The sequence below is a fragment of the Rhizobium brockwellii genome, assembly GCF_000769405.2.
GTDB lineage: Bacteria > Pseudomonadota > Alphaproteobacteria > Rhizobiales > Rhizobiaceae > Rhizobium > Rhizobium brockwellii.
On record NZ_CP053439.1, the window covers coordinates 3,760,421 to 3,777,517 of the forward strand.

The following is a 17,097-nucleotide window of genomic DNA, read 5'->3' on the forward strand; positions in this document are numbered from 1 at the left end:
CTAAAATGATCAAGTCCGTCTCCACCACGCCCTATCTGGACCAGAAACCCGGCACGTCGGGCCTGCGCAAGAAGGTTCCGGTCTTCCAGCAGCCGAACTATGCGGAGAACTTCATCCAGTCGATCTTCGATTCGCTGGAAGGCTATCAGGGCAAATGCCTCGTCATCGGCGGCGATGGACGCTACTACAATCGCGAGGTCATTCAGAAGGCGGTCAAGATGGCCGCGGCCAATGGCTTCGGCAAGGTCATGGTCGGCAAGGGCGGTATCCTGTCGACGCCGGCCGCGTCCCACATCATCCGCAAATACAAGGCTTTCGGCGGCATCATTCTCTCCGCCAGCCACAATCCCGGCGGCCCGACCGAAGACTTCGGCATCAAGTACAACATCAACAATGGCGGCCCGGCGCCGGAAAAGATCACCGACGCGATCTATGCGCGCTCCAAGACGATCGACAGCTACAAGATCGCCGATTTCGCCGACGTCAATCTCGACCGCATCGGCAAGGACGAGCTTCCCGGCGGCACGATCCTCTCGGTCATCGATCCGGTCGAGGACTATGCCGCGCTGATGGAAGAGCTGTTCGATTTCGGCGCCATCCGCAATCTGATCAGCCTCGGCTTCCGCATCGCCTTCGATGGGATGAGCGCCGTCACCGGTCCCTATGCCAAGGAAATCTTCGAGAATCGTCTCGGCGCCCCCTCGGGCTCGGTGCGCAACTTCATGCCGCTGCCGGATTTCGGCGGCCATCATCCGGACCCGAACCCGGTGCACTGCAAGGAACTCTTCGATGAAATGATGGGCGATGACGCGCCCGATTTCGGCGCCGCTTCCGACGGCGACGGCGACCGCAACCTGATCATCGGCCGCGGCATCTTCGTCACGCCCTCCGATAGCCTGGCGATCCTTGCCGCCAACGCCAATCTCGCCCCCGGCTATTCCGGCGGCCTTGCCGGCATCGCCCGTTCGATGCCGACATCGGGTGCTGCCGACCGCGTCGCCGAAAAACGCGGCATCGGCATGTATGAAACGCCGACCGGCTGGAAGTTCTTCGGCAACCTGCTCGACGCCGGCATGGCGACGATCTGCGGTGAGGAAAGCTCCGGCACCGGCTCCAGTCACGTTCGCGAAAAGGATGGCCTCTGGGCCGTGCTGCTATGGCTGAACATTCTTGCCGTGCGCGGCGAGAGCGTCGCCGATATCGTCACCCAGCATTGGCAGACCTACGGCCGCAACTATTATTCTCGCCATGATTATGAAGGCCTCGACACCGATGCGGCGAACGGCTTGGTGGACAATCTGCGCAGCCAGCTTCCCACGCTGCCCGGCAAGAGCTTCGGCAACCTGAAGGTCGAGAAGGCCGACGACTTCGCCTATCACGATCCGATCGACAAATCGGTGAGCGAGCATCAAGGTATCCGTGTACTCTTCGAGGGCGGCTCCCGCGTCGTCTTCCGCCTGTCTGGCACCGGCACGTCTGGCGCAACCTTGCGTGTCTATATCGAGCGCTACGAGCCGGATTCGACTCGTCACAACATCGAAACGCAGGAAGCGCTCGCCGATCTGATCGCCGCCGCCGAAAGCATAGCCAGCATTCGTGAACGCACGGGACGCGATGCGCCAACCGTGGTCACCTGATCCGGGGGGAACATGCGGGGGAACAGTTCGGCGCAAGCCGGCGCGATCGTCTTCGAGACCGGCGTCGAATTTGCCGTGTGGTCGCATCATGCCGCACAGATCGAACTCTGCCTCTTTGAGGATGACGGCAACAGGGAATTCGCGCGCCTGCCGATGGCGCGCGACAGCAACCACATCCATCGTCTGTTTGTCGACGGATTGAAGGCGGGCGCGCGCTACGGCTATCGCGCCGACGGTATCTACGCGCCCGATAACGGCCTCTGGTTCGATCCTTCCAAACTGCTGATCGACCCCTACGCCAAGGAGATCGATAGGCCGTTTCGCTACGATCCCCGCCTCGGCATCTATGGCGAGGACAGCCAGGATCTGATGCCGAAGGCGATTGTCACCACCGATAGCCCAGCCGCGATCAGCAAGCCGCTCTTCAAACCGGGTGGCTTTATATATGAGGTGGCGGTACGGCCCTTCACCATTCTCCATCCCGACGTGCCGCAAGCCCAGCGCGGCACGGTCGCAGCGCTTGCGCATCCCTCCGTCGTCGCGCATTTGAAGCGGATCGGTGTCGATGCCGTCGAACTGATGCCGATCACTGCCTGGATCGACGAACGCCACCTGCCGCCGCTCGGCCTCACCAACGGCTGGGGCTACAATCCCGTCGCCTTCATGGCGCTTGATCCCCGGCTCGTCCCCGGCGGCATGACCGAGCTGCGCGAGACGGTTGCTGCCCTCCATGCCGAAGGCATCGCCGTCATCCTCGACCTCGTCTTCAACCATACCGGCGAGAGCGACCGTTACGGCGCGACGCTGTCGCTGCGCGGCCTCGACAACCTGCATTATTATCGCCACGTCCAGAATTGCCCGGGCGAACTCGTCAACGACACAGGCACCGGCAACACGCTCGCCTGCGATCATCCCGAGGTCCGCCGCCTCGTCGTCGACAGCCTGCGCCATTTCGTGCTCAACGCCGGCGTCGACGGTTTTCGCTTCGATCTCGCCCCGGTGCTCGGCCGCACCGCGACAGGTTTCGAACGCGACGGAACACTGGCCGCGATCCTCTCCGACGATGTGCTTGCCGACCGGATCATGATCGCCGAACCCTGGGATATCGGCCCTGGCGGTTATCAGCTCGGCAATTTCCCACCGCCCTTCCTTGAATGGAACGACCGGGTTCGCGACGACCTGCGCTGCTACTGGCGCGGCGACGATTGGAAGACCGGCGCGCTGGCAACCGCAGTCGCCGGCTCCTCCGACATCTTCTCCCGCAACAACGGCAAGGAAACGCGCAGCGTCAATTTCCTCGCCGCCCATGACGGCTTCACGTTGATCGATCTCGTCTCCTATGCCGGAAAGCACAACGACGCCAACGGCGAGCACAATCGCGACGGCCATAACGAGAACCATTCCTGGAACAATGGCGTCGAAGGCGAGACCGTTTATCCGACGATCCGCAAGCGTCGCCGGGACGATGTGATGGCGCTGATATCAACGCTCTTTGCCACCCGCGGCAGCATCATGCTGACGGCGGGCGATGAGGGTGGCCGCAGCCAGCACGGCAACAACAACGCTTTTTGCCAGGACAACGAGATCACCTGGCTGGACTGGAAGGCGTTGGACGGGGATCTCATCGCCCACACCGCCTTCGTTGCGGGGCTGCGCCGCCGCTTCACCGTCTTTTCCGAAATGGGCTTCCTGGCAGGAAATGGTGATGTCGAATGGATTTCTCTTTCCGGGGAGCCGATGACCGTTGCCGAATGGGAGACGCCGTCGCTTTCCACCCTCGGCATATTGCTATCGACCGGTGATCGCTCCGCGCGCGGCAGGCAGACCCGGCTTGGCGTGCTTTTCAACCGCTCGGGGAGCCGCCAGTTTTTCACGCTTCCTTCCAAAAGCGAATCGGCCTGGCGCCAGTTGACGCCGGATGGAGCGAAGAAGACCGGTGGCCGCGCAACCGTAGAGCCGCGCTCTATCGCCTTTTTCGTAGAAAATTGACCGCCTCCCGTCCCGCACGCAAATCCTTGTCGCAATCGTCACAAATGCACGATAAGGCTTTGCCGCGGCGGCTTATTTCACGAGGAATTCATGGTCACGGAAATTTCACTCTCCGACGTGCGGGGATTGATCGGCATGGAAACGGGCCTTTCGGATTGGGTCACCGTCGACCAGACGATGATCGACGCCTTCGCGTCGGCGACCGACGACCATCAGTTCATTCATGTCGATCCTGAGCGCGCGGCGGCCGAAAGCCCCTTCGGCGGCACCATCGCCCATGGCTTCCTGACCCTGTCTTTGCTGTCGACGATGAACTACAACTGCCTGCCGAAAGTGCGCGAGCAGACTCTTGGCATCAATTACGGCTTCGATCGCGTCCGTTTCATGACGCCGGTGAAAAGCGGCGCCCGCGTCCGCGGTCGCTTCCTGCTTTCCGAAGCCCGCTTCCGCGGCGCCGGCATGCTGATGACCACCTATGACGTTACGATCGAGATCGAAAACGAGAGGAAGCCGGCGCTGACGGCAAAATGGATCACCATCATCCAATTCGACCCGAAGGACCGTCCCGAGGACGTCTGAGCAAAACGGCTTTTGCTACTCGGCCGAGTTGAACACCGCTTCGAGAGCGTGTCCGTCGGGATCCATGACGAACGCCGCGTAATAGTGCTCACCGTAATGGGACCGCAGGCCGGGCCGGCCATTGTCACCGCCGCCTTGCGCGATTGCCGCCGCATAAAACTGATCGACTGCCTGGCGGTTCGGCGCGGCAAACGCCAGATGAAAACCCGGGCCGGGCGCACGCTGGCCGTCCGGGCGATGCTTGATCGCCAGCTTGTCCCCGCCGCCGGGAAGGCCGTAGCCGATTGCCTGCCCTGTTTGCCCCGGCCTGATATCGTCCCAGACCCTGATATAACCGAGCGCGGCAAGGGCAGCATCGTAAAATGCCGCCGACCGCTCGATATCAGAAACACCAAGGGAGGCATGGTGCAGCATTCACTTACCCCTTGAATGAGCGCCCGCCCGCGACTTGCTGAGACTCAGTGCCCCGCGTCTTCAGCGGCCTCGTTCAGCAGCCCGAAGACATAATCCGAAAACGACCGCCAGCACTCCACACGGAACGTGTCTTCTTCCGTCCGGATGAGCACGATTTCCGCCTTGCCGAAGACCGTGCGCGATGCGGCGCCGACCGGAAAGGAAGAAAGCGACAGATCCTGCGGGCAGCCGGCCGAAAGCGTCGCCTCGGCACCCGGTCCCGAGACGATGATCGCGACATTTCGGTGGGAAACGTCGGTCGCCGAATGCAGCGTGCCGGCGGCGGAAAATGCTGCCATCAGATCGGCGCCGGCCTCGTCGATCACCAGCCACTCGTCCGGGCCAATCCAGAGCGCCGATCGGGCGCCGGCCCGGCCGGATGTCTTCGGCGCATCCGGCAGCGTCAGGCCGAGAGCAGAAGAAAGTGCCGAGAGCGATTCTGCCGGCGCGCGCAGCGCCACCCGGCTGGCCGTGGGTGCGGTCGTCAGCCGCACCGCTGCAGAGCCGCCGAGACGTCCGGCAAGCGCCGGTCTGCGAATTGCGAGATCAGCCATGGATGCGGCCCCCTTCCTTGTCAAAGAATACCAGATCCGTCACTTCGACGGCGATCGTCCGGTCCGGCATCGGCACATAGAGCGTTTCGCCCATCCGCCCCCGGCCGCCGGCGACGAGCGCAAAGGCGATCGACCTGCCGCAACTTTCCGACCAATAGGCTGATGTGACGTGGCCAAGCATGGTCATCGGCTTCGGCTCGTTCGGGCTCGCGACGATCTGCGCGCCTTCTTCGAGCACCAGCTTCGGGTCCTTGGTGACGAGGCCGACGAGCTGTTTGCGCCCGTCCTTGACGAGATCCGGCCGCTTCAACCCGCGAATGCCGACGAAATCCGTCTTTTTCTTCGAAACCGCCCAGGAAAGTCCGGCGTCATCGGGGGTAACCGTCCCATCGGTATCCTGCCCGACGATGATGTAGCCCTTCTCGGCGCGAAGAACGTGCATCGTCTCCGTGCCATAGACGCAGGCGCCAAGCGGTTCGGCATTGTCCCAGACCGCTTCGAGCACCGACTGGCCGTAGTCGGCCGGCACGTTGATTTCGAAGCCGGTTTCGCCGGTGAAAGAGACGCGGAAGAGCCGGGCCGGCACGCCGCAGACCGTGCACTCGGCAACACTCATATGCGGGAAGGCCTCGTTCGAAAGATCCAGCCCTTCGACCAGCGGCGCGACGATCTCGCGCGCCTTCGGCCCCTGCACGGCGATGACAGCCCATTGTTCGGTCACCGAGGTCAGCCATACCTTCAGATGCGGGAATTCCGTCTGCAGGTAATCTTCCATGTGATGAAGAACACGCGGCGCGCCGCCGGTCGTCGTCGTCACATGGAAACGGTCGTCCGCCAGGCGTCCGACAACGCCGTCGTCATAAACGAAACCGTCCTCGCGGGTCATGATACCGTAGCGGGCCTTGCCGGGCTTCAGCGTGTCCCAGGCATTGGTGTAGATGAGGTTGAGAAATTCCGCCGCATCCGGCCCCACCACCTCGATCTTGCCGAGCGTCGAGGCGTCGAAGATACCGGCCGCCTCGCGTGCCGTCCGGCATTCGCGAGCCACCGCCTGATGCATGGTCTCGCCGGCCTGCGGATAGAACCAGGCACGCTTCCAGTTGCCGACATCCTCGAAGACCGCGCCATGGGCTTCCTCCCAGGCGTGCAGCGGCGTCTTGCGTGTCGGATCGAACAGCTCTCCGCGCGAATGGCCGATCAGCGTACCATAGGTGACCGGCGTATAGGGCGCACGGAAAGTGGTGAGCCCGACCTGCGGGATTTCCTTGCCGAGCATTTCGGCGGCAATCGCCAGGCCATGCATGTTGGAGAGCTTGCCCTGGTCCGAGGCCATGCCGTTGGTCGTGAAGCGCTTGATATGCTCTATCGAATGCATGCCCTCGCGCACGGCAAGGCGGATATCCTTGGCGCAGACGTCATGCTGGAAATCGATGAAGGCCTTGGCGTTGGTCTTGGGCCCGGCACCTTCGGCAGCACCGATCATGCCGCCCGTCCAGTCATAGGCTTGCTCGGCCGAAATTGCGATCTTCTCACCGCTGCTTCTGCCGGTGGCCTGCGCCATCAACTCGCCGGCGGCAAGCGACTCCTCGATCGTGCGCTGCAGGTCGTCGGTGCCGTTGCAGGCGCCGACCGAGAGGCAGTCCTGCGCATAGGAGCCGGGCAGGAAGCGCTGGCTTTCGGCATCGAAGGCCACTTTGCCGCGCGACTGCGAGAACAGATGGACGGACGGCGTCCAGCCGGCCGAAACCAAGAGCGCATCGACCGCGACCTTGCGCGGCGAACCGCCGCCGTTGCGCGCCACCGTCATCGACGAGATGCGCAGGCGCCCCGACGTATTGACGACCGACTGGCCAGCCAGGACATCGATGCCGAGCGCCCGCGCCTCCTCCAGCACCGCCGCTCCCGGCGTCTGCCTGCAATCGACGATGGCGGCGATCGAAACACCAGATCGTTTCAGATCGAAGGCCGCCTCATAGGCCGAATCATGCGCCGTGTAGATGCCGATCTTGGTCCCGACTGCAACGCCGTAATGATTGAGATACATCCGCCCCGCCGAGGCGAGCATGATGCCCGGCCGGTCGTTGTTCGGAAATACCATGTGCCGTTCGATCGCGCCGGTGGCGAGGATCACCCGCTTCGCCCGGACCTGCCACAACCGCTCGCGCGGCAGATCGCGGGAAGGCTTGGCGATATGATCGGTGACGCGCTCGGCAAGACCGACGAAATTGTGGTTGTAGTAGCCGAAGGCGGTCGTGCGGACCAGCACTTCGACATTGTCCATCGCCTTCAGCCGCGCCACGGCCTTCTGTGCCCAGCTATTGCCGTCCTGTCCGTCGATCCTTACCCCGGCATCGTAGCGCAACGCGCCGCCCGCTTCCGCCTGCTCGTCGCAAAGGATCACCCGCGCGCCAGTCTCGGCCGCAGCCAGCGCCGCCGAAAGCCCGGCAACACCGGCGCCGACAACCAGCACATCGCAATGAGCATAGCGGCTGGCATAGTGGTCCGGATCCTCCTCCGTCGGTGCGACGCCGAGGCCGGCGGCACGACGGATGAGCGGTTCGTAGACGTGTTTCCAGGCGGCGCGCGGCCACATGAAGGTCTTGTAGTAGAAACCGGCGGCGAAGAACGGCGACATCAGGTTGTTGACCGCACCGACGTCGAAGGCGAGCGAGGGCCAGCGGTTCTGCGAGTTGACGATCATGCCGTCGAAGACTTCCTGCACGGTGGCGCGCACGTTCGGCTGCTTGCGCGCCGTATCGCGGGAAACGTCGATCAGTGCGTTCGGCTCCTCGGCCCCTGCGGACAGAATACCGCGGGCTCGGTGATATTTGAACGAACGTCCGAGAAGATGCACGCCGTTGGCGATCAGCGCCGAGGCGACAGTATCACCTTCGAGCGCCGTATAGCTCTTGCCGTCGAAGCTGAAGCGCGCGGTTCTGGCCGGTGTCAGGCGCCCCTTGCCGGCGATACGGTTCACGCCGCTCATTGCGCCTCTCCTTCCACGGCTTCATATGTCTCGACAGGCCCATGCTGCTGGGCCGCCGCACCGATCTCAGGCTTTGGTTCACCCGCCTTGTAGGTCACGATGAACTTGTCGGTCACCGTATCGCGCGCCGCATTGAAGAAGCGCCCGCAGCCGTGAATGTGCCGCCAGCGTTCGAAGATCAGCCCCTTCGGATTTTCGCGGATAAAGAAATAAGACTCGAATTCCTCGTCCGAGATCGAGGCGATGTCCGCGGGCCGCGCGATATGCGCGTCACCCGCGCCACGGAATTCGAGCTCGGAGCGCTCTTCCTGACAGTAGGGGCAATAGATCAGCAGCATGTGTTACCCGTCTTAGAGTTCCGACCCGGAAACATTGGTTCCCGGAGGTTGATTGCAGAGACGCTTTCCCATCGTCACGTAGGGAATGAGGCGCTTGAGAAGCTGTTCGAAATTGTCATAGGGCTCCAGCACATCGGTCATGCCGATATTCGCAAAAGCCATCTTGGCGATATCGTTGTCGATCACAAAGGCACGTCCCGGCGTTCCGCCGACCTCAGGCACGAAATAAACGGCTGGTTTGCGCAGGATCATCGCGCAAAGCAGCGTGCCGCTCTCGGCGACGAAGGGCCACTCGCTTTCGCCGGCAACCCTGTGGATCTTCTGCAGGCGGAAATCCCCGACGCCAGGAAAGACGTCACCGGCCGGCATGGCCGCGCCGTCGATGCCGATTGCAAGGAGGGCCGCCGTCCACATCAGTGCGCCACCGCCGCCGCCGCCGCTTCGTCGATCAGCCGGCCACTGCGGAAACGCTCCAGCGTCAAGCCGGCATTGAACTTGTGCGGCTCGTCGCGGGCAATCAGATGCGCGAAGAGATTGGCCGAGCCCGGCGTCGCCTTGAAGCCGCCGGTGCCCCAGCCGCAATTGACGTAAAGCCCGGGAACCGGCGTCTTCGACTGGATCGCCGAACGATCCGGCGTATTGTCGACGATGCCGCCCCATTGCCGCATCATCTTGACGCGCCGGAACATCGGGAAGAGCTCGCAGATAGCGTCGAGCGTGTGCGTGATGATCTGCAGCCCGCCGGTCTGGGAATAGGAATTATACTGGTCGGTGCCGGCGCCGATGACGAGCTCTCCCTTGTCGGACTGGGAGATATAGGCATGCACCGTGTTCGACATGACGACGCAGGGAAAGATCGGCTTCAGCGGCTCGGAGACCAGCGCCTGCAAAGGGCTCGATTGCAGCGGCACGCGCACACCAGCCATCTGCATGACTGTTGTCGTATGGCCGGCCGCCGAGACGGCGATCTTTCTGGCGCCGATGAAGCCGCGCGAGGTCTCGACCCCGGTCACCCGTCCGTCCGGACCGCGCCGGATGCCGGTCACTTCACAATTCTGGATGATGTGCACCCCGCGGTCTGAGGCCGCCCGCGCATAACCCCAGGCGACCGCGTCGTGCCTGGCCGTACCGCCACGCCGCTGCAGTGCTGCCCCGTTGATCGGGTAGCGCGCGCTGGCCGAGATATCGAGCGGCGGACAATAGGCCTTCGCCTGCTCCGGCGTCAGCCATTCATTGTCGATGCCGTAGAGACGGTTGGCATGGATATGCCGCTTGAAGGACTGCTGGTCGTGAATATTGTGCGAAAGCATCATCACGCCGCGCGGCGAATACATCACATTGTAGTTGAGCTCCTGGGAAAGCCCTTCCCAGAGCTTCATCGAATGCTCGTAAATGTGCATGCTCTCTTCGTAGAGATAGTTCGAGCGGATGATGGTGGTATTGCGCCCGGTATTGCCGCCGCCGAGCCAGCCCTTCTCGATCACCGCCACATTGGTGATGCCGTGCTCCTTGGCGAGATAGTAGGCAGCACCCAACCCGTGGCCGCCGGCACCGATGATGACGACGTCGTATTCGGCGCGTGGCTCAGGCGAAGTCCACTGCTTCTCCCAACCCTTGTGGCCACGAAGGGCCTCCCGTGCCACGGCAAAAACCGAATATTTCCGCATCCGCCTTCTTCTCCTTCGGGAAAGGGCTTGTTCTCCGCGCTCATACAAATCGCAAATCCAAATGCGGCACAACGGTTCTTTTGCGACGCGCGAGAGCTTTGGTTTCGACACGCCGAAGAGAATGCCGCTTCAGGCGGAAGACGCAAGCCACGGCATTTCCGCTTAACCGTCGGCCGGCGACCTAACCCAAGAGGGTGAGAAGACAAGCAATTACTAAAATGTTAATTAACCCAGTGTTCCGGGGTACGTGTATCATGTGGGGTTGGCGCTCAGTATCAGTCGCGACGCTTTGCATCGCGTTAAGTGGCGCATGGCCGGTGATCGCCGCCGAGCCGGTTGGCCAGGCTGTCGTCATCAAGACGCAGGTGACGGGACAGAGCGGGCCGATCGAGGTCGACACCAGCGTCCATCGCAACGAGCGCATCAAGACATCACCGTCGGGGCTTGGCCAATTCGTGTTTCGTGACGGCACGAAGCTCGCGGTCGGCTGGGGTTCGTCGGTCGTGATCGACAAATATGTCTTCGATGATTCCCAATCGGTCAAGAAACTCACCATCAGGGCGGCAAAGGGTACATTCCGCTGGGTCAGCGGCAATTCCAACTCCTCGGCCTACCAGATCCTGACTCCGGCCGGCACGATTGGCGTGCGCGGCACCGCTTTCGATTTCTACGTCGGCCCGGATGGCACGACCGCCGTCGTGCTGCTGAATGGCGCTGCCCGTTTCTGCGGCCCGGGCGGCTGCCGGCAGTTGCAGCAGCGCTGCGATTGCGTCGTCGCCAAACCGAACGGCGATATGTCGGCGGCACGCCGGGTCGATCCCAGCATCCTCGCGACGCTCGGAAATCAGCGCGCCCTACCCTTCCTCTCCGGCAATCAGCGACTTGCGGGCGGCATCGGCATGCTCGGCGGCTGCAATATGGCGTCAGCCGCGCCGGAAAGAAGGGACAGAAACCGGCCGCCGCCTCCGGCTTCGCCCGATCCACAGAAACAAGATCCGCCGCAGAAACAGGCCGAGCCACAAAAGGAGCGGCCAAACAAGCCCGATAAGCCGCATCACGACAAACCGCACCATGATAGGCCGCATCACGACAGGCCGGATAGGCCCGACAAGCATGATGGGCATGACAAGCCGGACGGACATGGCCGGCATGACAGTCATGATAGGCCGGGAAATCACAGCCAGAATCACGGGAATGACCGGGATCATCGAGGACACGACCGCGACCATGGCGGAGATCGTGATCACGATAAGGATCGTGATCGAGATCACGACAGGGATCGCAACCATGACAAGGGCCGGAGTTTCAACCGTAACCGCTGACGCCTTCAGTCAGCCGCGCTCTTCTCGAAGCGATCAGGCACTTCGCGAAAATGATCGGTCCTGCCGGAGATCCGCTGATAGAATTCCGCCAAACCGCCGATCACCTGCACCGCCCGGAGCTTTGCCGTGCCGAGAAGCTTGCGGGTGTTCTTTGAATGCGAAAGCAGGGCCTGCATCAGTTGCTGGTGAACGACAACAAGTGCTGCAAACTCGGCAGATGCTGCAACGCGCTCGTCGCCGACGACGGCGAGGATCTGCGTTCGGCTGCTTTTGCCCTTGAGCGGGATGGCACCGGCCTCGATCAGCGCCATTCCCCGCACCGACCTTGCCGTGCTGTCGGATATCAGAATATCGAAGCCGACCTCTTTGCAGCATGATTCCAGCCGCGCCGCGACGTTGACGGCATCACCAACCGCCGAATAGTTGAAGCGCGTCTTGGCGCCCATATTGCCGACGCAGGCAAGGCCGGTATGGATGCCGATGCCGATCCCGACCTCCTGTCCTGGCCCGAAGCCGAAGGCGTCGCCGGCGTTCAATTCGGCCAGCGTTTCGCGCATGGCAAGTGCTGCGCGAACGGCCTTGGTTTCATGATCGGCCACATCGATGGGCGCATTCCAGAACGCCATGATCGAATCGCCGATGAACTTGTCGAGCGTGCCTTCATTGGCCACCACATGGCGGCTCAGCGCATCGAGCAACGTGTTCAGGAACGCGACGACATCCGCCGGCGCCAGCCGCTCGCTGATCTCTGTAAAGCTCCTGACGTCGACAAACATCACCGTCAGTTCGCGATCGTCGCCGCCAAGGCGCAAAGCGTCGGGGGTATTCTCGATGCGGTGGAGCAGCGATGGAGAAAGATAATGCCCGAAGGCGCGCCGCACCGCGCGCCGCTCCCGGTCGATCACCAGGATCCGGAACGAGGTGGCGGCAAAATGGATGATCGATCCGCTGACGATCGGAGCCAGCGGATCGAAGAGAAGCCCCGCGTAAAGAAACGACAGCCAGGACGCCACCAGCGCCATCGCCGTGATCAGCAGGCCGCAGACCAGCGCGACGGCCGGGCTGACGAAGGTCGTCACCACGACGAGCAGGCATCCGACCACCGCGATCGTCAGGATTTCCAGCCCGTCCGCCCAGTCGGGCCGCGACAGGAAATGGCCGGAGAGGATCTGCTCGACAGCCTGCGCATGCAGCGAAACGCCGGGAACGTTCTCACCAAGCGCGGTGACGCGGATGTCCTGCAGGCCGGCCGCCGATGTGCCGACGAAGACGATGCTACCGTCGATGGCGGCGGCGACATCTGGAGAGACCCCTTCGGCCGCAAGCACCTGCCGGGCGGATATATAACGCTCCGCCCGGTCGGGAGTGACATAGAGCCAAAGCTCGCCTGCCGCCGTCAGCGGCACGACGAAATCCCCGATCTTTACCGATGTCATGATACCGGCGCGATCGGGCGCGCCTGATAGCACATAGGTCGATGCCCCCTGTGCGACACGCAGCGCCTCGATCGCGAGATTCGGATAGAGCTGCTCGCCGTCGGTCAGGAACAGCGGCACCGCCCGCACCACCGGCGAGGGATTGCCGGGGTTGAGGCTGATATGGCCGAGCCCAGCCGCATTGGCCTCCAATTGCGGTCTGAGCGGCGTCGAGGCGCCGAGATAGGGCGGAGCCGAGATAGGGCTTTCGCCGGTGAAGGCAAAGCCCGCCTTCACCGGCGGCCGGTAGTGGCCTTCATTGGAAAGGCCGAAGCCGAGCACGACGGGTTTTTCGACAGTCGATCGAGCGAATATCTCGTCGTTATCAGGCAGTTTCTCTGCAAGCGAAGGGTCTATCCCCGCGACGTCGCGGACAACATTGCGCGGTGACAGCCGGTCCGGCTCGGCGAAAAGAATATCGAAGGCGATGGCCGATGCGCCCATCTCCGAAAGCCGGTTCACCAGCAAGGCCATCCGGTCGCGCGGCCAAGGCCATTGGCCGAATTCGTGCAACGAGGCCTCGTCGATGTCGATCACGCGCACCGGCATCGGCTCGAAGGTCCTGGGAACCAACCGCTGATACTCGTCGAAGGTCACGCCGCGGATCAACTTGAAGATCCCGGGATCACTTGCTCGAAGGATCGTCAGCGCAGTCACGATCGCCAGGCCGAGAACGACACCGATTTGCTGCGCGCGCGTCATGATCTCACCGGGTGTGCCCTCCCACGGCCGGCAGGGCGACCCGCACCTGCCGGCAGACAGGCTACGCCGCTTTGCTCCCAAACGCCATTCGCAGATGCATCCCGGGCGCTCTCTTTTCAGCCTCCCGCATTTCGCTTTCCGGCGAACGGCAGGGAACCGTCTTCAATACGGCCACGCCCCCAGTTTTCGCCGGCCTTTTGCCTGGATGAAAGGGCTTCAAACTTGCCCGGCGCGCGGTGAAATGCTCTTGTAACAATCGAAAATCGGATGCTCTTTCGAGAGAAGGATGAAGGTCGCCGTGATTTCCGAATCCGCCGCACGCCGAAGCGGCTACTGGCTGATTGTCGTCGTGCTGGCAATGCTCGCCGGGCTGCCGCTTGCCGTCTGGCTTGATATCAGCGATCTCTCCGGCAATACCCTGCGGCGCCAGGCCCGCGACATGAGCTCGCTGATATCGAGCATCCGCTCCTATTATTCCACGAATGTTGTGGGGCGCGTTCTGGCCGCCCATGCCAGCGGCGCGACCGAGGGCACGGTGGTCTCCCACAACTATGCGAATATTCCAGGCGCCATCCCGCTGCCTGCCACGCTTTCCCTGGAGCTCGGCGACGTCATCAAGGAGCAGCAGGCCAATATCACCTACCGTTTCGTCTCCGACCTGCCGTTCAAGAGCCGCGCATCCCACGAGCTCGACGACTTTGAGAAAAAAGCGCTCGCCGCGTTGCGCGCCAATGCGCAGCAGACGCTGAACGATCTCACCCGCGTCGGATTGACCGATACCTTGCGGTTCATCACCCCCGTCGTCATGGGCCAGGCCTGTGTTGCCTGCCACAATACCCACCCCGAAAGCCCGAAGACCGATTGGAAGCTGGGCGATGTGCGCGGCATTCAGGAAGTCATCATCCGGCAACCCTACGCGAGCAACGTCTTCGCCTTCAAATACCTGCTTTGCTATTTTCTTTTCGTCGCCGTCATCGGCATCAGCTTCATTGTGCTCCAGCGGCAACAGACGCGCGCGATCCATAGCGCCAACAAGGATCTGGAAGCGGCGAACGAATTCCTCGCCAGCGTTTCGATGAAGATTTCGCGCTATCTCTCGCCGCAGATCTACAAGAGCATCTTCTCCGGGCAGAAAGACGTCGTCGTCCATACCGAGCGCAAGCGCCTGACGATCTTCTTCTCCGACATCAAAGACTTCACGGCGACGACCGAGCGCCTGCAACCGGAAGCCCTGACGGAGATGCTCAACGAATATCTGACCGAGATGTCGAACATTGCCCTGGAGCATGGCGGCACGGTGGACAAGTTCATCGGCGACGCGATGCTGGTCTTCTTCGGTGATCCCGAAACCAAGGGCCCGGAAGAGGATGCGAAAGCATGTCTGCGCATGGCCGTCGACATGCAGCGCCGTCTCGGCGAACTCAAGGACAGATGGCGCAGAAACGGCACCGAAGAGCCTTTCGTCGTCCGCATGGGGGTAAACAGCGGCTATTGCAACGTCGGCAATTTCGGCAGCAACGACCGCATGGACTATACGATCATCGGAGCGGAGGCCAATCTCGCAGCCCGGCTGCAATCGATCGCCCAGGGAGGAGAGATCGTCATCAGCTACGAAACCTACGCGCTGGTGAACGAAATTGTCGACGCCCATCCCCTGCCGCCGATCACGATGAAGGGCATACAGCGCGAGATCGTACCCTATGCGGTGGATGGGTTGACGCTCGGTGCGAACCACAAAAGCCGCGTTCTCAGCGAGCACCTCTCGGGCCTTGACCTGCATTTGGATATGAGCCGGCTGGAGCCTGCCGATCGCCTCCGGGTCAGGACGGCTCTCAAGGAGGCGATCGCCGCACTGGACGAAACCCTGCCCGAAACCGCCGGATCGTGACCGGATATCGGGCAAGCGTGATTTTTCCGCCCGCCTCCCATATCCATATGGACTTCCCGTATCCGATCTGCTATTTCGCATCACCAATCGCAAGGCCCCGGCCGCGCGAACGTCATTGTTTTGCCTCTGGCCGCTGCGCCGCCTCCGGCATCAACCAACCAAAGGAACGTGATTCTCGTGCAGGTACTTGTCCGCGATAACAATGTTGATCAGGCTCTCCGCGCTCTCAAGAAGAAGATGCAGCGCGAAGGCATTTTCCGCGAAATGAAGATGCGCGACTATTACGAGAAGCCGTCGCAGAAGCGTGCTCGCGAAAAGGCCGAGGCTGTTCGTCGTGTTCGCAAGCTGGCCCGTAAGCGCGCCCAGCGCGAAGGTCTGGTCGCAGCACGCTGAGCGTTTCCGTCGTTTTTTCGACGCTTTCAGATGCATTGTGGCGGGGGCGATCGGTTCGCCGCCGCCTTTTTTAGTTTGCCGCTGAAGATCGCATATCCGTGCACCGGATATGCCGCATGGGGAAAGCGAGCCCGAATGGCTGTCAACACCTTTAATCCGTCCCGCGCTTTGCGCTTGCAGAAAACTGCATCCCTGCCCGCTTTGGCGCTGGCGGCAATGTTCGGCCTCGCCGGCTGCGAGACGACCAATACCACGGATGCCGTGATCCGCATCGACAAGGCGCAGGGCTCGGAAGAGAACATCGCGTCGCTGACGGCGGTCATCAACGCCAATCCGAGGGATCCCGAAGGTTACAACGTCCGTGGTTCCGCCTATGGCCGCGCCGGCCAGTTCCGCCCGGCGCTGAACGATTTCAACACGGCATTACAGATCAATCCGCGGTTTTTCCAGGCTTACGCCAACCGCGCTCTCGTCTATCGCAACATGGGCCAGCAGGCCCAGGCGATTTCCGATTACAATGCCGCCCTGCAGATCAATCCGAGCTACGACGTCGCCTATATCGGCCGCGGCAATGTCTATCGCATGGCCGGCCAGGATGATCAGGCTTTCAACGATTTCGACAAGGCGATCCAGCTCGGCACCACCGATGGCCGCGCCTACCACAATCGTGGCCTGATCTATCAGAAGCGCAATCAGCAGGATAAGGCGATCGACGATTTCTCGAAAGCGATCTCGCTCGCGCCGAATTCGCCCGAGCCCTATAATGGCCGCGGCATTTCCTATATCGCGCTGAACGACGACGACAACGCCTTTGCCGATTTCAACCATGCGATCGAGCTCAACGGCAACGTCGCCGAATCTTGGGCCAACCAGGCGCTCGTCTACGAACGCCGCGGCGACAAGGCGAAGGCCGCCCGCTCCTATCGGCACGCAATCGGCCTCGATGCGAAGTACCAGCCGGCTCGCGACGGCCTTGCTCGCATCGGCGTCGCCCCAGCCGGCTAAAGACATCATCGGGCGGCCCGCAACCGCCTCTTGCCGGTCGCGCCGCCTATCGCAGATGTCGGCCAAGGCATTGATGATTCAAGCCAATCTTCCGGCCGCTCGATGTCAT

Annotated in this window: 14 protein-coding genes; 7 read left to right on the top strand and 7 right to left on the bottom strand. The window is 62.2% G+C overall.

Annotated features, from left to right (window positions below):
* Positions 1-5: 5 nt before the first annotated feature.
* The 3 genes from RLCC275e_RS18540 to RLCC275e_RS18550 all read left to right on the top strand — a co-directional run bounded on the left by RLCC275e_RS18540 (position 6) and on the right by RLCC275e_RS18550 (position 4,205).
* Positions 6-1,637, top strand: a complete 1,632-nt coding sequence (locus tag RLCC275e_RS18540; protein ID WP_033179657.1) for an alpha-D-glucose phosphate-specific phosphoglucomutase — start codon at positions 6-8, stop codon at positions 1,635-1,637.
* Between the two features lie 12 nt (positions 1,638-1,649).
* Positions 1,650-3,626 (top strand): glycogen debranching protein GlgX, encoded by a 1,977-nt coding sequence (gene glgX / locus RLCC275e_RS18545; protein WP_033179656.1) that lies wholly within the window; start codon positions 1,650-1,652, stop codon positions 3,624-3,626.
* A 90-nt stretch (positions 3,627-3,716) separates the two neighbouring features.
* Positions 3,717-4,205, top strand: a complete 489-nt coding sequence (locus tag RLCC275e_RS18550; RefSeq protein WP_033179655.1) for a MaoC family dehydratase — start codon at positions 3,717-3,719, stop codon at positions 4,203-4,205.
* A 15-nt stretch (positions 4,206-4,220) separates the two neighbouring features.
* Here RLCC275e_RS18550 and RLCC275e_RS18555 read toward each other — a convergent pair whose 3' ends face one another.
* From RLCC275e_RS18555 to RLCC275e_RS18580, 6 genes are read right to left on the bottom strand one after another with little or no spacing between them, the layout of a single operon-like run.
* Positions 4,221-4,619: a VOC family protein gene (locus tag RLCC275e_RS18555; RefSeq protein WP_033179654.1), complete on the bottom strand. Its 399-nt coding sequence runs from the start codon at positions 4,617-4,619 to the stop codon at positions 4,221-4,223.
* Positions 4,620-4,663: 44 nt separating this feature from the next.
* Complete coding sequence (locus RLCC275e_RS18560; RefSeq protein WP_033179653.1) at positions 4,664-5,212, bottom strand: sarcosine oxidase subunit gamma; 549 nt, start codon at positions 5,210-5,212, stop codon at positions 4,664-4,666.
* Positions 5,205-8,198, bottom strand: coding sequence for a sarcosine oxidase subunit alpha (locus tag RLCC275e_RS18565; protein WP_033179652.1), 2,994 nt, complete (start codon positions 8,196-8,198; stop codon positions 5,205-5,207). Before RLCC275e_RS18565 ends, RLCC275e_RS18560 begins: the two co-directional genes overlap by 8 nt.
* Entirely contained in the window at positions 8,195-8,536 is a 342-nt protein-coding gene (locus tag RLCC275e_RS18570) for a sarcosine oxidase subunit delta (protein ID WP_003552810.1), read from the bottom strand. The genes RLCC275e_RS18565 and RLCC275e_RS18570 overlap by 4 nt, the downstream gene beginning before the upstream one ends.
* Before the next feature lie 12 nt (positions 8,537-8,548).
* On the bottom strand, positions 8,549-8,950 hold the full coding sequence (locus RLCC275e_RS18575) for a hypothetical protein (protein WP_003552812.1): 402 nt from the start codon (positions 8,948-8,950) through the stop codon (positions 8,549-8,551).
* A complete protein-coding gene (locus RLCC275e_RS18580) occupies positions 8,950-10,203 on the bottom strand; it encodes a sarcosine oxidase subunit beta family protein (protein WP_003552814.1) in 1,254 nt (417 codons plus the stop codon). Before RLCC275e_RS18580 ends, RLCC275e_RS18575 begins: the two co-directional genes overlap by 1 nt.
* Positions 10,204-10,457: 254 nt before the next feature.
* Between RLCC275e_RS18580 and RLCC275e_RS18585 the strand changes: the two genes are divergently transcribed.
* Complete coding sequence (locus RLCC275e_RS18585) at positions 10,458-11,525, top strand: FecR family protein (RefSeq protein ID WP_033179651.1); 1,068 nt, start codon at positions 10,458-10,460, stop codon at positions 11,523-11,525.
* 5 nt (positions 11,526-11,530) lie between these two features.
* Here RLCC275e_RS18585 and RLCC275e_RS18590 read toward each other — a convergent pair whose 3' ends face one another.
* Complete coding sequence (locus RLCC275e_RS18590; RefSeq protein WP_033179650.1) at positions 11,531-13,702, bottom strand: CHASE2 domain-containing protein; 2,172 nt, start codon at positions 13,700-13,702, stop codon at positions 11,531-11,533.
* Between the two features lie 286 nt (positions 13,703-13,988).
* Between RLCC275e_RS18590 and RLCC275e_RS18595 the strand changes: the two genes are divergently transcribed.
* The 3 genes from RLCC275e_RS18595 (at position 13,989) to RLCC275e_RS18605 (ending at position 16,988) form a co-directional block, all read left to right on the top strand.
* The gene (locus RLCC275e_RS18595) at positions 13,989-15,590 is read left to right on the top strand and encodes an adenylate/guanylate cyclase domain-containing protein (RefSeq protein WP_033179649.1); all 1,602 of its coding nucleotides are present in this window, start codon (positions 13,989-13,991) and stop codon (positions 15,588-15,590) included.
* 177 nt (positions 15,591-15,767) lie between these two features.
* On the top strand, positions 15,768-15,983 hold the full coding sequence (rpsU, locus tag RLCC275e_RS18600; RefSeq protein WP_003542939.1) for a 30S ribosomal protein S21: 216 nt from the start codon (positions 15,768-15,770) through the stop codon (positions 15,981-15,983).
* Positions 15,984-16,118: 135 nt separating this feature from the next.
* Positions 16,119-16,988: a tetratricopeptide repeat protein gene (locus tag RLCC275e_RS18605; protein WP_033179648.1), complete on the top strand. Its 870-nt coding sequence runs from the start codon at positions 16,119-16,121 to the stop codon at positions 16,986-16,988.
* Positions 16,989-17,097 lie beyond the last annotated feature (109 nt).

What these genes read in the sequence shown, in the direction of transcription:
- RLCC275e_RS18540 (WP_033179657.1), top strand. Translation starts at nt 6, where the DNA reads ATGATCAAGTCCGTCTCCACCACGCCCTATCTGGACCAGAAACCCGGC.
- glgX (WP_033179656.1), top strand. Translation starts at nt 1,650, where the DNA reads ATGCGGGGGAACAGTTCGGCGCAAGCCGGCGCGATCGTCTTCGAGACC.
- RLCC275e_RS18550 (WP_033179655.1), top strand. Translation starts at nt 3,717, where the DNA reads ATGGTCACGGAAATTTCACTCTCCGACGTGCGGGGATTGATCGGCATG.
- RLCC275e_RS18555 (WP_033179654.1), bottom strand. Translation starts at nt 4,619, where the DNA reads ATGCTGCACCATGCCTCCCTTGGTGTTTCTGATATCGAGCGGTCGGCG.
- RLCC275e_RS18560 (WP_033179653.1), bottom strand. Translation starts at nt 5,212, where the DNA reads ATGGCTGATCTCGCAATTCGCAGACCGGCGCTTGCCGGACGTCTCGGC.
- RLCC275e_RS18565 (WP_033179652.1), bottom strand. Translation starts at nt 8,198, where the DNA reads ATGAGCGGCGTGAACCGTATCGCCGGCAAGGGGCGCCTGACACCGGCC.
- RLCC275e_RS18570 (WP_003552810.1), bottom strand. Translation starts at nt 8,536, where the DNA reads ATGCTGCTGATCTATTGCCCCTACTGTCAGGAAGAGCGCTCCGAGCTC.
- RLCC275e_RS18575 (WP_003552812.1), bottom strand. Translation starts at nt 8,950, where the DNA reads ATGTGGACGGCGGCCCTCCTTGCAATCGGCATCGACGGCGCGGCCATG.
- RLCC275e_RS18580 (WP_003552814.1), bottom strand. Translation starts at nt 10,203, where the DNA reads ATGCGGAAATATTCGGTTTTTGCCGTGGCACGGGAGGCCCTTCGTGGC.
- RLCC275e_RS18585 (WP_033179651.1), top strand. Translation starts at nt 10,458, where the DNA reads ATGTGGGGTTGGCGCTCAGTATCAGTCGCGACGCTTTGCATCGCGTTA.
- RLCC275e_RS18590 (WP_033179650.1), bottom strand. Translation starts at nt 13,702, where the DNA reads ATGACGCGCGCGCAGCAAATCGGTGTCGTTCTCGGCCTGGCGATCGTG.
- RLCC275e_RS18595 (WP_033179649.1), top strand. Translation starts at nt 13,989, where the DNA reads ATGAAGGTCGCCGTGATTTCCGAATCCGCCGCACGCCGAAGCGGCTAC.
- RLCC275e_RS18605 (WP_033179648.1), top strand. Translation starts at nt 16,119, where the DNA reads ATGGCTGTCAACACCTTTAATCCGTCCCGCGCTTTGCGCTTGCAGAAA.